Genomic DNA, 14,176 nt, shown 5'->3' with positions numbered 1-14,176 from the left:
AGTCGACGGTTGACGCCGCCCGGCGACCCCCGCTAGGGGGCGATGCCTACGCGGCGGTCGTAGTTCAATTGGTTAGAGCGTCGGCTTGTGATGCCGGATGTTGCGGGTTCAAGTCCCGTCGGTCGCCCCATTATTTCGTTATTTTCGATAAGCGTCTGCAATGCGGCGCTTTGGGCTGGTAAAACCCCCGAGAAAATAATATTTCGCGTCCCGGTAATATTATTCTCCTCAGGAGCCGGCGATGACAGCGGTTTGGGACCTTCCCGATTTCGACGACCACGAGGGCGTTCATGCCTTCACCGATCCCGAATCGGGCCTCCGCGCGGTAATTGCGCTTCACTCGACCAAGCTCGGCCCGGCGGCTGGTGGCACGCGGTTCTGGCATTATGCCGACAATGGCCGCGCGGTGACCGATGCGTTGCGCCTGTCGCGCGGCATGAGCTTCAAGAACGCGATGGCGGGCCTGGAGCTCGGCGGCGGCAAGGGCGTGGTCCTTGCGGCCAAGCCCGGCGACGTCATCACGACCGCCCAGCTCGAGGCGTTCGGTCGCGCGGTCGATTCGCTCGGCGGGCGGTATGTGACGGCGGAAGACGTCGGCATGTCCGAAGAGCGCATGAAGGTGATCGCCACGCAAACCCGCTACGTCTCCGGCCTGCCGGTCGCTAGCGGCGCTGCGGGGGGCGATCCGGGGCCGTACACGGCGCTCGGCATCTATCTCGGCGTGAAGGCGGCGGCACAGCGTGGCCTCGGCGCGACCGACATGAAGGGCGTGCGCGTCGCGATTCAGGGCGTGGGCTCGGTCGGCGGCGGGCTTGCGCGGTTGCTGGCGAAGGACGGCGCGGTGCTGACGCTGGCGGACGTCGACGAGGGCCGGGCGCAGAAGCTCGCGGGCGAACTCGGCGCGACCGCGGTCGCCGCAGAGGCGATCGTGACGACCGAGGCGGATATCTTCAGCCCGAACGCGCTGGGTGCGATCCTGACCGAGATGTCGATCGCTGCGCTGAAGGCGAAGATCGTTGCAGGTGGTGCGAACAACCAGCTTAGCGTCCGCGAGGACGGTGCTCGGCTGCATGCTCGCGGCATCCTGTATGCGCCGGATTATGTGATCAACGCGGGCGGGATCATTAACGTCGGCCTGGAGTATCTGGGGCAGGGAGACGAGGCTGAGGTGAAGGCGCGTATCGCGCGTATCCCGGATCGATTGATCCAGGTCTGGGACGAGAGCGATCGTTCGGGCGAGCCCGCGTCAGACGTTGCGGATTCGATCGCGAAGGGCCTGATCGGCCGGTAAGATCCTTCTCCCCTCCGGGGAGAAGGTGGCACGAAGTGCCGGATGAGGGTGGTTGGGGCAAACGATCCGAACCTCAAGCCCCTCACCCTCCCACCGCAAGCGCGGCGAGCCCCTACCTCTCCCCGACGGGGAGAGGGGCTCAAGTCCAAGGTGACAGCCTCGTATTGTTGCCATAATGGCTATCCCCAGTGGCCACCCTACACGCCTTCGCAAACCCCGCGCGCTTCCTGAAGATCGCCAAGCCGTTGACGCCAGCGCTTTTCTGGGCCGGCGTAGCGCTGATCGTGCTGGGCTGCTGGGCGGGCCTAACCCAGACCCCGCCCGATTACCTCCAGGGCGAGACCGTCCGCATCCTCTACATCCACGTCCCCGCCGCCTGGCTCGGCATGGGCGGGTGGAGCGGGATCGCGATCTCCAGCATCATGTTCCTCGTCTGGCGCCACCCGCTGGCCAGCGTCGCGGCACGCGCGATCGCGCTGCCGGGCGCGGTGTTCGCGGCTCTATGTCTCATGACCGGCTCGATCTGGGGACGGCCGACCTGGGGGACGTGGTGGCAATGGGACGGCCGGCTGACCTCGATGCTGCTGCTGTTCTTCGTCTATCTCGGCTACATGGCACTCGCGAAGGCGGATGCGGATCGTGGCGGCGACGGGCGCGTGCCGGCGCTGTACGGGATCGCCGGATCGGTGCTGCTGCCGATCATCCGCTATTCGGTGGTGTGGTGGAACACGCTGCACCAGGGGCCTAGCATCGGTCTCACGCAGTCGACGATCGCGGGCTCGATCCTGTGGCCGCTGCCTATCATGCTGGCGGGGTTCACCTTCGTGTTCGCCGGGATCGTGCTGATGCGGATGCGGACGATGCTGGCCGTCGCAAAGTCCGAAGCCCGCATGCGCCGGATGGCGAGAGCATGAACCCCTGGCCGTTCGTGACTGCTGCTTACGTCGTGACGCTGGGTGGCGGTGCGGTCATCGCGTTGCTGAGCTATCTGGCTATGCGCAGGGCCGAGAAATGAAGGCCAAGCATCAACGCCTGACGCTGGCGCTGCTGGCGCTCGGCGCGGTCGTGGTCGCCGGTCTGCTCGCGCTGTCGGCGCTCAAGGATCAGGCGGCGTTCTTCTACGCGCCGTCCGACGTGCGTCGTGACGGCCTCCCGCTCGGGCGCGCGGTCCGGCTCGGCGGGATGGTCGAGAGCGGTTCGGTGAAGCGCGCCGCCGACGGCATCACCGTGCATTTTACCGTCACCGACGGCCAGGCGACTACGCCGGTCGTATTCGCGGGCATCGTCCCCGACCTGTTCCGCGAGAAATCGGGCGTCGTCGCCGAAGGCCAGTTCCAGCCCAACGGCAGCTTCGTCGCGTCGAACCTGCTCGCCAAGCACGACGAGAAATACATGCCGCCGGAAATGGCCGGCAAGATGCACGAGACCAAGACGCTCGAACCGGACGGCAAGCAATGATCGCCGAAGCAGGCCTAGCCGCGCTCTGGTTCGCGGGCGCGCTCGCGGCGTTGCAGCTCGTGATGGCAGCGATCGGCATCGCACGCGGTCGTGAAGACCTTGCGGCGGCGGTCCGGCCGGTCGCGATCGTCCAGGGTTTGTTGGCACTGCTAGCGATGGCGCTGCTGATCGAGCTGTTCCTCGACTCCGACATGTCCGTCAAACTCGTCGTCGAGAACAGCCATTCCGCCAAGCCGTGGCTCTACAAGTTCGCCGGCGCATGGGGCAATCACGAGGGCTCGATGCTTCTCTGGGTGACGATCCTCGGGCTAGCCGGCGGCGCGGTGGCGATCTTCGAGCGCTCGCTGCCCGAACGCACGCTCACTGCAACACTCGGCGCACAGGCGACGATCGCGCTCGGCTTCTACGCGTTCCTGCTCTTCTCCTCGAACCCGTTTGCGCGGTTGAACCCTGCAGCGCCCGATGGCCTCGGCCTCAACCCGCTGTTGCAGGACCCGGGTTTGGCGTTCCACCCGCCGACACTCTACACGGGCTATGTCGGCCTCTCGGTAGCGTTCTCGTTTGCTGTCGGTGCGCTCGTCACGCGTGATGTGGGGCCAGCGTTTGCGAAGGCGATGCGCCCCTGGGTGCTGATCGCGTGGATATTCCTGACGCTCGGCATCACCGCCGGATCGTACTGGGCCTATTACGAACTCGGCTGGGGTGGCTGGTGGTTCTGGGATCCGGTCGAGAACGCTTCGCTGATGCCATGGCTCGCCGCGACCGCATTGCTCCATTCGGTGACCGTGCTCGCGACGCGCGACGGCCTGCGAGCCTGGACGATCATGCTGGCGGTCGTCGCGTTCTCGATGTCGATGATCGGCACGTTCCTGGTGCGCTCGGGCATCCTGACGAGCGTCCACGCCTTCGCGGTTGATCCGGAACGCGGCGCCTTCATCCTCGCATTGCTAGCGATCTACATCGGCGGTGCGCTTGCGCTGTTCGCCGCGCGGATCGGCACCGTTCGCGCTGGCACGACCTTCGATCCGGTCAGCCGCGAGGGCGGGCTGGTCGCGAACAACCTGCTGTTGTCGGTAATCCTTGGGATCGTCCTGATCGGCACGCTCTACCCGATCGTCGCGGCGAGCTTCGGCGTGCAGCTGTCGGTCGGGCCGCCGTTCTTCAACAAGGCGGCGGGGCCGATCGCGTTGCTTCTCGTAGCGGTGATGGCGGTCGGGCCGCTGCTTCGCTGGCGACGGGACGATGCGAAAGCGGTGCTGCGCCGCGTGATGCTGCCGATCGGCGCGACGCTGGTGGCGGCAATCGCGTTGCTGTTCGTCTGGCCGGGCGTGCTCCCTTGGGCCGGGCTTTCGCTGGCCGCCGGGCTCGCCGTCGCCAGCGTCGCGCCTCTGTGGAAGCGCAATCTGAGGCGCACGCCGCTCTTTACCTACGGCATGGTCATCGCACATCTCGGTATCGCGGTCAGCCTCGCCGGGATGGCATCGGACAGCGCCTTTACCAAGGAAACGCTAGTCGCGGTCCGCGCGGGCGAGCCAGCGCGGGTCGGGCCGTACACCGTGACGCTCGACGGCATTTCGCCAGTGATCGGCGAGAACTGGTCGGCACTGGAAGCGCGGCTCACTGCGACACGCAGCGGCAGCGAGAGCATCCTGCGCCCGCAACTCCGCTTCTTCGCCAACCCGCCGACGAGCACCAACGAGTCCGCCATCCTGACGGTACTAGACGGCCAGCTCTATACCGTGCTCGGCCAACCGGACGGGCAGGGGCGCTGGCAGCTCCGACTCTGGTGGAAGCCGTTCGTGACGCTGATCTGGTTCGGCGGCGTGCTGATCGCGGTGGGGGGCATGCTGTCGCTGATCGGTCGGGTGCTCCGCGAGCGACGGGCGGCGATACGGGCTGAATGGGCATGAAGCGGTTCGCACTCTGGGCGCCGCTGGCGATTTTCGCGCTGCTGTTCGCGGTGGTGGCGAGCGGGCTGTTCCGGCCCGCGGAGAAGGTGGTGCGGTCGGCGATGGTCGGCAAGCCGCTCCCCGACTTCGCGCTGCCGGCGATGGTCCCCGGCAAGCCGGGCCTGACCAGCGCGTCGTTCCGGCAGGGCAAGCCGCGGTTGCTCAACGTGTTCGCGAGTTGGTGCATCCCGTGCATCGCGGAGGCGCCGCAACTGATGCGTCTGAAGGCGATGGGCGTGCCGATCGACGCTATCGCAATCCGGGACACCGCGCCTGCGATTGGCGGGTTCCTCCGACGCAACGGTGATCCGTACGAACGTATCGGCAGCGATCGGGCGAGTCAGGTGCAGTTGGCGCTGGGTTCGTCTGGCGTGCCGGAGACGTTCGTGATCGACGGCCGCGGGATTATCGTGAAGCAGATCATCGGCGATATCCGTCCGGAGAATGTCGCCGAGATCGTGCAAGCCGTGAAGGACGCACGGTGAGGGTGCGTTTCTTCATTCCTCTCCCGCTTGCGGGAGGGGTTAGGGGAGGGGCTTCTCGTGCCTCACCAACCGCGCGCGCGCGTCATGCCCTCCCCCGACCCCTCCCGCGAGCGGGAGGGGAGGTCGTTGCGGCGCTGTTGCTGTGTATCTCGCCGGCCTTAGCCCAGCCGGTTGCGCCACCAGCGCATTACGCCAACGTGCAACTCGCCGACCCGGCCAAGGAAGCCTCCGCCCGAGCGCTGATGGAAACGCTGCGCTGCCTCGTCTGCCAAGGCCAGTCGATCGCCGACAGCGATGCCGACATGGCGGCCGACATGCGCGCGCTCGTCCGCGAGCGGATCGAGCGTGGCGAAAAGCCTGCCTCGATCCGCGACTGGCTGATCACTCGCTACGGCGACTACGTGACGTATGATCCGCCCTTGTCGGGGCTGACGTGGCCGTTGTGGCTCGCGCCGATCCTGCTGCTTGGCATCGGCGGCTGGATCGCGCGGTCGAGCTTCCGGCGGAGGACACGCTGATGGGGTATTTCTGGCTGGCCGCGATCGGCGCGGGTGCGTTTGTGCTGCTCGCGGTATTGAAGGTGAACCGCGTCCTGTGGACGATGGTCGCTGCTGCGCTGATGCTAGGTGCGGCGGGATACGCGTGGCAGGGGCAGCCAGGGCTTGCCGGTCACGAAGCGTTGCCCGGGCTTGCCGCAACGCCGGACGACAGCGCGATGCTCGAACTGCGCGACCAGATGCTCGAGCGGTATACAGGCGCGGCAGCGTATCTGGTTGCGGCGGACGCGATGACGCGAATCGGCGACCGGCGCGCGGCGGTGCAGGTGTTGCTCGGAGGGCTCAGGATGGCCCCGAAGAGCGTGGTGATGTGGACGGGCCTTGCCAACGCGCTGGCGGCGCACGATGCCAACCAGGTTTCGCCGCCTGCGCTTTTTGCGTTCCAGCAGGCGATGCGGTTGGCACCAAAACATCCTGCTCCGCCGTTTTTTCTGGGGCTGGCGTATGTGAGGGCGGGCGAGTTCGCGACCGCTCGGCCGTATTGGGCAAGGGCGCTGGCGTTGACGCCGGCCAACATCTCGTACCGAGGCGAGATCGCCACTCGGCTAGCGTTGCTGGATCGGTTTCTGGCTATGCAGGATACGCCGAACGCAGGTCAAAAATAATCCCGTCATCCTGGGGCAACCCAGAATGACGGGATGAATGGCTTACTGCCCGCGGCCAGTCTTCGACTGCAATTCGTCGATCTTCTTCGACGCATCCGCCTTGGTCAGCGTCTCGTCGAATTCCTCATGCGCTTCCTCGGACAGCGTCTTGAGATAGCTCGCCTGTGCGCCGGTCATCTTTTCGTCGCCGGTGGTCCAGTCGTCCGGGTCCTTCTCGGCGTTCGAGAACGGTTCGGACTTGGGGTTCGGGGTGTCGGACATTGGAAATTCCTTTCCCCTGTCTAACACCCATGTTCCGTATCCGTTCCCGAGTCAGCCGGCCCATGCTTCGTAAGGTAAACCTAGATCATCGGCGACCGCCTTGTACGCGATCTTGCCCTTGTAGACGTTCAGCCCGTTGGCGAGGTGCGGGTCGGCCTTCATCGCCGCCTCGGCCCCCAAATTGGCGAGCTTCAGCGCGAACGGCAGCGTCGCATTGTTCAGCGCGAACGCCGAGGTGCGCGCGACCGCGCCCGGCATGTTGGCGACGCAGTAATGGATCACGCCGTCGACCTCGAACACCGGATCCTCGTGCGTCGTGGCGTGCGACGTCTCGAAGCACCCGCCCTGGTCGATCGCGATATCGACCAGCACCGAGCCGCGCTTCATCGTCTTCAGCATTTCGCGCGTGACGAGCTTCGGCGCAGCGGCGCCCGGCACCAGCACCGCACCGATCACCAGATGCGCGTTCTTCACCGCTGCCGCGATCGCAGCCTTCGACGCATACGCCGTCTTTATCTGGCTTGAGAAGAACATGTCGAGTTCGGCAAGGCGATCGTTCGAGATATCATAGATCGTCACGTCGGCGCGCATGCCGACCGCCATCTGCGCGGCGTTGACGCCCGAGACGCCGCCACCGAGGATCGCGACCTTCGCCGGCGCGACACCGGGAACGCCGCCGAGCAGCACGCCACGTCCGCCCTGCTCCTTCTCGAGATAATGCGCGCCGACCTGCACCGACATGCGGCCCGCGACCTCGGACATCGGCTTGAGCAACGGCAGCCCGCGGCGATTGTCGGTGACCGTCTCGTACGCGATGCAGGTCGCGCCGGACTTCATCAGCCCCTCGGCCTGCGGCTTGTCCGCGGCGAGGTGGAGATAGGTGAACAGCAGATGGCGCGGCTCGAGCATCGCGATCTCGCTCGGCTGCGGCTCCTTGACCTTCACGATCATGTCGGCGCCGGCGAACACCGCGGCGGCCGTCGGCAGGATCGTCGCACCCGCGTCGACATAGTCCTGGTCTTCGAAATCGATCCCCGAGCCGGCCTGCGTCTCGACGACGACCTCGTGACCGGCCGCGACCAGTTCGGCGACCGACGGCGGGGTCAGGCCGACGCGATATTCGTGGTTCTTGATTTCCTTGGGGACACCGACGCGCATTGATTCCACTCCATTATCGTTTGCGCCATACTAGCGCGGCTTGGACGGGAAGGGTTCGCAAACTGGTCGCGGTGCGATACCGTATCTGCAAGATGATTGCATCTGTTGCCGTCGAAACGGGATAATCTTGAGCATCACGATCGAACGCAGGATTCTGGACCTGCTCGCCGCCAATTCCGACCTGACCAGCGCTGAGCTCGGCGACGCGGTCGGTCTGTCGGCGAGCGCCGCGCATCGCCGGGTCGCGCAGTTGCGTGAGAGCGGCGCGATCACCGGCTATCGTGCGGTGCTGTCGCAAGCCGCGCGCGGCGATCCGAGCATCGTGCTCGTCAACGTCACGCTCCGCGATCAGCGCAAGGAGACGATGGCAGCGTTCGAGGCGGTAATCGTCGAGTGTCCGCAGGTCGTGCAATGCTTCCTGATGAGCGGGGAGGCGGACTACATGCTCCACGTCGAGATCCGCCACGGCGAGACGTTCGAGCGCATCCACCGCGAGACCTTGTCGCAACTGCCCGGGGTAACGCGGTTGGCGTCGCACTTCGTGATCCGTGAAGTGATCCGGCGGTAAACGGCGGTGGACTGAGCCTTGATGCGTCCCAGACTTCTCCCCTCCCTGAAAGGGAGGGGCCGGGGGTGGGTCGGCTTCCGCATTATCGAACGTCGGCGGCACAAGCAGACCGACCCACCCCCAACCCCTCCCTTCCAGGGAGGGGAGCAAGTGTAGGCTACGCTTCAATACTAGACCGATCAGCCCCAGTTAATCCACGTTGCCCGCCTCGCCGTTGCCGCCTCCCGGCCCGCATGCTAAATGCGCGCGCTTGGGGCACAGGGTGAAATCGGAAATTCGATGAAGATTGCTGCACTTCCGGGTCGATTCACCGTCCAGTGAGCGTCGACCAGACCGCCGCGGCCTCGACCGTGCCACCCGCCAATCTCGATCTCGAGACGGGGCATCACAACTCCGACGGCATGCTGAAGCTTGCCTTCGGTGCGATCGGCATCGTCTTCGGCGATATCGGCACCAGCCCGCTCTACGCCTTCCGCGAGACCTTCGCCGGCCACCATAAGCTCGCGCTCGACGCGGCGCACATCATGGGCGTCATCAGCCTGATGTTCTGGTCGATGATGATCGTCGTGACGGTCAAGTACGTCATCATCATCATGCGCGCCGACAACAAGGGCGAAGGCGGCAGCCTTGCGCTGCTCGCGCTCGTCTCGGGCAAGACCAAGACCAAGCGCTGGAGCAAGGGCATCATCCTGCTCGGCGTGTTCGCGACGGCGCTATTCTACGGCGACAGCATGATCACGCCCGCCGTCTCGGTATTGTCCGCGGTCGAAGGCCTCGCCGTCGCCGCGCCCGCTTTCGGTGGCCTGGTGCTGCCGATCGTGATCGTCATCCTGATCGGGCTGTTCTGGGTGCAAAAGAGCGGCACCGCGCGTATCGGCCTCGTCTTCGGACCGATCATGCTCGTGTATTTCAGCGTCATCGCGGTGCTCGGAATCCTCAGCATCGTCCAGACCCCCGAGGTGCTCTGGGCGCTGTCGCCGCACTACGCGGTCGAGTTCTTCATCATCGACCCCGAGCGCGCGTTCCTGGCACTCGGCTCAGTCGTCCTCGCGGTCACCGGCGCGGAAGCGCTGTACGCGGACATGGGGCATTTCGGCCGCAAACCGATTGGCCTGTCGTGGCTGTTCTTTGTGCTCCCCGCGCTGATCCTCAACTATATGGGGCAGGGCGCGCTGCTGTTCCGCGACGGTCGCGAGGCTCTGGTCAGCCCGTTCTACAACCTCGCCCCCGAGAGCCTCCAGCTTCCGCTCGTCATCCTCGCGACGATGGCCGCGGTCATCGCCTCGCAGGCGGTCATCTCCGGCGCGTTTTCCGTGACGCAGCAGGCGATCCAGCTCGGCTTCATCCCGCGCCTCCGTATCGAACATACCAGCGCCTCGACCGCGGGCCAGATCTACATCCCGCTCGTCAACGGCGCGCTGATGGTGATGGTGATCCTGCTCGTCCTGTTCTTCCGCACCTCGTCGAACCTGACGAGCGCGTACGGGATCGCGGTGACCGGCGCGATGTTCATCGACACCTGCCTGCTCGGCGTCGTCCTGTTCCGGCTCTGGAACTGGCCGAAGATCGCCGCGATCCCGCTGCTGGCGATCTTCTTCACCGTCGACGGCGCCTATTTCGCGGCAAACCTCACCAAGGTGCCTGCGGGCGGCTGGTTCCCGCTGCTGGTCGGCTTCATCATCTTCACCTTCCTGACGACGTGGTCGAAGGGGCGGCAGTTGATGATCGACCGGATGCACGAAGCGGCGATGCCGATAAAGGTGTTCATCGGCTCGGCCGCGAGTTCGGCATCGCGCGTGCCGGGGACCGCGGTGTTCATGACCTCGACCGCGGACGGCGTGCCGCACGCACTGCTGCACAACCTCAAGCACAACAAGGTGCTGCACGAGCGCGTGATCCTGCTGACCGTCAAGATCGTCAGCCAGCCCTACTGGCCCGCGCACGACCGTGCGGTGCGCGAGGAGCTTGGCGACGGCTTCCACCGCCTCGTGCTGCGCTACGGCTTCATGGAGGACGCCGACGTGCCCGCCGCGCTGCGCCAGGTCCATAATTGCGGCGCGGACTTCAAGATGATGGACACCAGCTTCTTCCTGTCGCGCCAGACGCTGCTCGCGTCGGACAAGCCCGGCATGATGATCTGGCGCGAAAAGCTGTTCGCGTGGATGCTGCGCAATGCGGAAAGCGCGATGGAGTTCTTCCGCCTGCCGACCAACCGCGTCGTCGAGCTGGGCAGCCAGGTCGAGATTTGATGTCTTACCCCATACGCTTCGCCAAAGTCGCACCGCCCCGGCGGAGGCCGGGGTCCAGTCGGAAAGGTTGCAGTAACGAAGCGCCACGTCCGTCATCGACGTTTCCCAACTGGACCCCCGCCTTCGCCGGCGGGGAGCCTCTATGATGACCGGTCCAATCGAAGTCGCCCCGATCATCGTCACCGCCTTGTTCGGCCGCAAGGACACCGCGTTCTTCGACTCCATGCGCCGCGAGCATTTCCCGCCCGAGCGCAATCAGCTCGACGCGCACCTGACGCTGTTCCACCACCTGCCGCCCTCGGGCCTCGACGAGCTCAAGCACCGTCTCAACCAGGAAACGCGCGGCATCCGTGCCCCACAGGCCCGTGTGGGCGGCCTGATGTCGCTAGGACGGGGTGTGGCCTACCGGATCGAGTCCCCCGAGCTCGTGGGCATCCGAGCGCGTCTGGCAGACGCGTTCACCGGCATGCTCACCCCGCAGGACGCCGGTGGCTGGCGTCCGCACGTCACCATCCAGAACAAGGTCAGCCCGCAAGTCGCCAAGCTCCTGCTCGGCAATTTGCAGCGCGATTTCACGCCGAAGGACGTCGAAATCGCCGGTATCGGCACGTGGTGGTATCGCGGCGGGCCGTGGGAAGCGATCTCCCGACACATGTTCGCTTGACCGCCTCGAAACCGCTTCCTATAGGCCGCGCCTCGCAGGGAAGAACGCTTCCCTGACGGACGGTACGGCGAAGTAGCTCAGTTGGTTAGAGCACGGGAATCATAATCCTGGGGTCGGGGGTTCAAGTCCCTCCTTCGCTACCATCCTTGCGTAGACAGCGGTACACACCGGTCTACTCACCCTTGCAGATCGGCGATTTCTGCCCTTCGTAATGGCCTGTCAGGCTCATGACGGTATCCCCGCATCTACCATGCGACATGGCACAATCCATGGCATCGGCTTTCGGTGAACATGGTATCGGAGCAAAGCCATGCGGACTGATGCAAAGAATTAAGCCCTTGAAGGCCAAGACAGCGTCCTAATGTGTTAGCGGCGCCGGCAGCCTTTACGTTTAGGTTAGCCCGTCCGGCGGCCGTCACGCTGGTCGAGGCACGCAAGCGCCGCGACGAGGCAAAGGTCCAGCTAGCCGCAAATGACCCTAAAATCGAGAATAAGACGTCGCACGGGGAGCGCGCCGTCTGCACACACCCTGAAGGTCTTCGGCGAGCGCTGGTCAGCACTGAAAAATAAGTCGCCGAGAATATTATTCCAGTGCTCAGGGACCTGCCGATCACGTCGATCAATGCGCCCAAGCTACTCGCGGTGCTCAATGACGTCGATGCGCGCGGGGCGGTAGAGACGGCCCACAGGCTCAGCGAATGCCTGTCTGGCATGTTTGCCTCCGCGATCGCCGCGGGGATCGCTGACAACGACTCAGCGGCCTCCTGGGCTAAGACGCCAAGCGCCAAGCTGCGAGTGAAGTCGCAGCCCTCGATCATCGACGGCATCCGTGAGCAAGCGGACCGAATGGCCGCGACGAGTGAAATGCTCGTAAAGTGTGAGGCCGAGCGCTGCCGCGCCACGACGAAGCTTGCCCTTCGCCTGCTGGCGCTCACGGCTGTCCGGCGGAGTAAGCTGGGCGGCGCTAGATAGACGGAGTTCGATGGATTGGACGGCTCGGTCTCGCCTTGGCGTATCCCAGCGCGCGCATGAAGGGCGACGAGGATCGAAAGCTGGAAGTGCAGGGCGACCACCTAGTACCGCTGTCGGCGCAAGCCGTTGCGATCCTGCGCGTGCTGAAGCCGCTCATCGGCGACCTCGCGCTCCTGTTCCCACGCGAGCCCCACCTGCACAAGCCAATCTCAGAAAACACGATGCGTCAGTTGCTGGTTCGCGCCGGCTACTATCAGCGCGATGTGCCGCACGTTTTCCGCGCGGCATTCAGCACGATCATGAACGAGCGATTGAAAAGCAAACGACTCTACCTTGGATTTAAACTCTTTAAACTTCCAAAAAGGGTGACGATCAGTCCCTCGATAAAGGTTGCCCCCGAAGAATGTAGAAATTCTGCACTTACGAATATGCTAGGGTTCACGGTTTGGCGTTTCGCTTTAGACCATCCGGTGTTGAGATACTCGCTTACGAAAAACTAGACCATACCTGTAGTTTTACTATTCGAATAAGCAAATAGGACTGGTGTCAGTTGGGCTTTAGGCGGGCCGGCATACCGATTCTTGGCAATTTTTGAAACTTTCACGGTATCGGCGCCACATCCGTTAGCCGCGCTAGTTCTTTGCTGCCGGCACGAACACCGCGTAGGCGAGGTAGCACACATCGCACATCACACGTCGGAGAGTCGGCAGGATAATTCGCACGAGATACAGCGCATTGCTGAAACTTCAGGGAGAGATCTCCGAAGATATCCCTGGTGGACGCACGGGAAGCGCTTAATGGCGCATTGAAGCAGGCCTTTTGCATGCGGAGATGGTGTCCGGAACCATGGGTCTCGTCAAACAACGCTAACCGCGACGCCTCCGCGATCCGTTCACCGCCACGCTTTTCAAGCAGGTAGGCCACACGTGGCCCATTGACTTCCCAATGCGCGGCACGCCACGTTCCCCTCGCAGTACGAGGGCCAAGGGCGGATTTTTTGCAATGATTTCTGTGATAATTTGCACGCGGGATCGGTGCGACCAGTTGGCAGAGGTGTTGACGAGTGCGACAAAGATGATCGTCCCTGACGATCTTTGTTGGGAAATGGTGATTGTCGACAATGGAAGTTCCGATAATACTCCCGACGTAATAGCCAGCTTTTCGAACAGACTGCCGATAAGGAGGGTGTTCGAACCTGAGCCTGGGCTGTCTAACGCACGAAATTGTGGAGTTTCGGAAGCCCGCGGCAGCTACATCTGCTGGACAGACGATGACGTTCGGCTTGATCCCCGTTGGATCGCATCATATGCGAACGCTTTTACAAGCCACCCCGAAGCTGCCGTTTTTTGCGGCCCTATAGAGCCTGTACTGCTCGGGTCGACGCCTGCATGGTTTTCCGCAAACCGCTCCCAGTTCGGACGATTGCTCGCAGAACGTGATTTAGGACCGGTCTCGATTCCGATCGATGGGACGGATGGATTAATTCCGTATGGGGCAAACTTCGCTGTTCGAGCGGCTGAGCAGCGACTGTACAAATTCGATCCAAATCTTGGCGTCGGACCGGGGCAACGTCGTTTGGGCGAAGAAACCTCAGTCTTACGTGAGATTTTCGGCAAAGGGGCAACAGGATGGTGGGTGCCATCTGCGGGAGTAAGACACCTCATCCCGGAAGCTCGGCAAACACTGGACTACGTCCGCCAATACGAACGTTCATCAGGCGAGACCTGGGCTTACCTCTCATTGCGAACGTCGCAGGAGGCTCAAGTGGCCGGTCTTAATGGTCCTCGGTTTAGCGGGGTGCACTACTGGCTTTGGCGAAGGTACTTTACTCTCCGCTTACTAGCTAGCCGTCCGGGTAAACCGACGAGCGGAAAGAAACTTTCTATGGAAATGGAATTGGCATACACGCGCGGGGCAATAGAGTACATGAAACGATCAGTGGATTTGTAAGATTCAACG

The 14,176-nt window shown here is 63.8% G+C and carries 15 protein-coding genes and 2 tRNA genes; 15 read left to right on the top strand and 2 right to left on the bottom strand.

All coding sequences use genetic code 11. From position 1 onward, the window contains the following. The first annotated feature begins 53 nt into the window (after window positions 1-53). The 8 genes from AC1MH0_RS04395 (at window position 54) to AC1MH0_RS04360 (ending at window position 6,345) form a co-directional block, all read left to right on the top strand. Window positions 54-130, top strand: a tRNA-His gene (locus AC1MH0_RS04395). A 111-nt stretch (window positions 131-241) separates the two neighbouring features. After that, window positions 242-1,291 (top strand): Leu/Phe/Val dehydrogenase, encoded by a 1,050-nt coding sequence (locus AC1MH0_RS04390; RefSeq protein ID WP_480964868.1) that lies wholly within the window; start codon window positions 242-244, stop codon window positions 1,289-1,291. A 188-nt stretch (window positions 1,292-1,479) separates the two neighbouring features. Continuing rightward, window positions 1,480-2,205 carry a heme ABC transporter permease CcmC gene (gene ccmC, locus AC1MH0_RS04385; RefSeq protein ID WP_333922851.1) on the top strand — a complete coding sequence of 242 codons (726 nt, stop codon included), beginning with the start codon at window positions 1,480-1,482 and terminating at the stop codon, window positions 2,203-2,205. A 97-nt stretch (window positions 2,206-2,302) separates the two neighbouring features. Beyond that, window positions 2,303-2,749 (top strand): cytochrome c maturation protein CcmE, encoded by a 447-nt coding sequence (gene ccmE, locus AC1MH0_RS04380; RefSeq protein ID WP_480964867.1) that lies wholly within the window; start codon window positions 2,303-2,305, stop codon window positions 2,747-2,749. Continuing rightward, complete coding sequence (locus AC1MH0_RS04375) at window positions 2,746-4,659, top strand: heme lyase CcmF/NrfE family subunit (protein WP_480964866.1); 1,914 nt, start codon at window positions 2,746-2,748, stop codon at window positions 4,657-4,659. Before ccmE ends, AC1MH0_RS04375 begins: the two co-directional genes overlap by 4 nt. After that, the gene (locus AC1MH0_RS04370) at window positions 4,656-5,183 is read left to right on the top strand and encodes a DsbE family thiol:disulfide interchange protein (protein ID WP_480964865.1); all 528 of its coding nucleotides are present in this window, start codon (window positions 4,656-4,658) and stop codon (window positions 5,181-5,183) included. Before AC1MH0_RS04375 ends, AC1MH0_RS04370 begins: the two co-directional genes overlap by 4 nt. A gap of 134 nt (window positions 5,184-5,317) precedes the next feature. Next, window positions 5,318-5,701, top strand: coding sequence for a cytochrome c-type biogenesis protein (locus AC1MH0_RS04365; protein ID WP_480965676.1), 384 nt, complete (start codon window positions 5,318-5,320; stop codon window positions 5,699-5,701). Continuing rightward, window positions 5,617-6,345, top strand: a complete 729-nt coding sequence (locus AC1MH0_RS04360; RefSeq protein ID WP_480964864.1) for a tetratricopeptide repeat protein — start codon at window positions 5,617-5,619, stop codon at window positions 6,343-6,345. The genes AC1MH0_RS04365 and AC1MH0_RS04360 overlap by 85 nt, the downstream gene beginning before the upstream one ends. A 42-nt stretch (window positions 6,346-6,387) precedes the next feature. Here the strand turns inward: AC1MH0_RS04360 and AC1MH0_RS04355 are convergent, their stop codons facing one another. Together AC1MH0_RS04355 and ald are read right to left on the bottom strand one after the other, a co-directional pair. Then, window positions 6,388-6,606 carry a DUF3072 domain-containing protein gene (locus AC1MH0_RS04355; protein WP_056058060.1) on the bottom strand — a complete coding sequence of 73 codons (219 nt, stop codon included), beginning with the start codon at window positions 6,604-6,606 and terminating at the stop codon, window positions 6,388-6,390. Between the two features lie 51 nt (window positions 6,607-6,657). Then, window positions 6,658-7,764: an alanine dehydrogenase gene (ald, locus tag AC1MH0_RS04350; RefSeq protein ID WP_056048250.1), complete on the bottom strand. Its 1,107-nt coding sequence runs from the start codon at window positions 7,762-7,764 to the stop codon at window positions 6,658-6,660. Between the two features lie 127 nt (window positions 7,765-7,891). On the opposite strand from ald, the gene AC1MH0_RS04345 reads away from it, so the two are divergent. From AC1MH0_RS04345 to AC1MH0_RS04315, 7 genes are all read left to right on the top strand, one after another. After that, complete coding sequence (locus AC1MH0_RS04345; RefSeq protein WP_056482500.1) at window positions 7,892-8,332, top strand: Lrp/AsnC family transcriptional regulator; 441 nt, start codon at window positions 7,892-7,894, stop codon at window positions 8,330-8,332. Window positions 8,333-8,682: 350 nt separating this feature from the next. Beyond that, entirely contained in the window at window positions 8,683-10,581 is a 1,899-nt protein-coding gene (locus AC1MH0_RS04340; RefSeq protein WP_480965675.1) for a potassium transporter Kup, read from the top strand. 145 nt (window positions 10,582-10,726) lie between these two features. Beyond that, window positions 10,727-11,245, top strand: a complete 519-nt coding sequence (locus tag AC1MH0_RS04335; protein ID WP_480964863.1) for a 2'-5' RNA ligase family protein — start codon at window positions 10,727-10,729, stop codon at window positions 11,243-11,245. A gap of 66 nt (window positions 11,246-11,311) precedes the next feature. Next, window positions 11,312-11,388 (top strand) — tRNA-Met (locus AC1MH0_RS04330). Between the two features lie 439 nt (window positions 11,389-11,827). Continuing rightward, window positions 11,828-12,217, top strand: a complete 390-nt coding sequence (locus tag AC1MH0_RS04325; RefSeq protein WP_480965674.1) for a phage integrase central domain-containing protein — start codon at window positions 11,828-11,830, stop codon at window positions 12,215-12,217. 56 nt (window positions 12,218-12,273) lie between these two features. Further along, window positions 12,274-12,717, top strand: coding sequence for a hypothetical protein (locus AC1MH0_RS04320; protein ID WP_480964862.1), 444 nt, complete (start codon window positions 12,274-12,276; stop codon window positions 12,715-12,717). 445 nt (window positions 12,718-13,162) lie between these two features. After that, window positions 13,163-14,167, top strand: coding sequence for a glycosyltransferase (locus tag AC1MH0_RS04315; RefSeq protein WP_480964861.1), 1,005 nt, complete (start codon window positions 13,163-13,165; stop codon window positions 14,165-14,167). Window positions 14,168-14,176 lie beyond the last annotated feature (9 nt).

The sequence above is a fragment of the Sphingomonas sp. AP28 genome (genome assembly GCF_056680455.1).
Note: the sequence above shows the minus strand (reverse complement) of the source record. Positions and strands in the feature narration are given on the sequence as shown.

Bases quoted from the DNA above. Each gene is read 5' to 3' on its own strand.
- AC1MH0_RS04390 (WP_480964868.1), top strand. From the start codon at position 242: ATGACAGCGGTTTGGGACCTTCCCGATTTCGACGACCACGAGGGCGTT.
- ccmE (WP_480964867.1), top strand. From the start codon at position 2,303: ATGAAGGCCAAGCATCAACGCCTGACGCTGGCGCTGCTGGCGCTCGGC.
- AC1MH0_RS04375 (WP_480964866.1), top strand. From the start codon at position 2,746: ATGATCGCCGAAGCAGGCCTAGCCGCGCTCTGGTTCGCGGGCGCGCTC.
- AC1MH0_RS04370 (WP_480964865.1), top strand. From the start codon at position 4,656: ATGAAGCGGTTCGCACTCTGGGCGCCGCTGGCGATTTTCGCGCTGCTG.
- AC1MH0_RS04355 (WP_056058060.1), bottom strand. From the start codon at position 6,606: ATGTCCGACACCCCGAACCCCAAGTCCGAACCGTTCTCGAACGCCGAG.
- ald (WP_056048250.1), bottom strand. From the start codon at position 7,764: ATGCGCGTCGGTGTCCCCAAGGAAATCAAGAACCACGAATATCGCGTC.
- AC1MH0_RS04335 (WP_480964863.1), top strand. From the start codon at position 10,727: ATGACCGGTCCAATCGAAGTCGCCCCGATCATCGTCACCGCCTTGTTC.
- AC1MH0_RS04320 (WP_480964862.1), top strand. From the start codon at position 12,274: ATGAAGGGCGACGAGGATCGAAAGCTGGAAGTGCAGGGCGACCACCTA.
- AC1MH0_RS04315 (WP_480964861.1), top strand. From the start codon at position 13,163: ATGCGCGGCACGCCACGTTCCCCTCGCAGTACGAGGGCCAAGGGCGGA.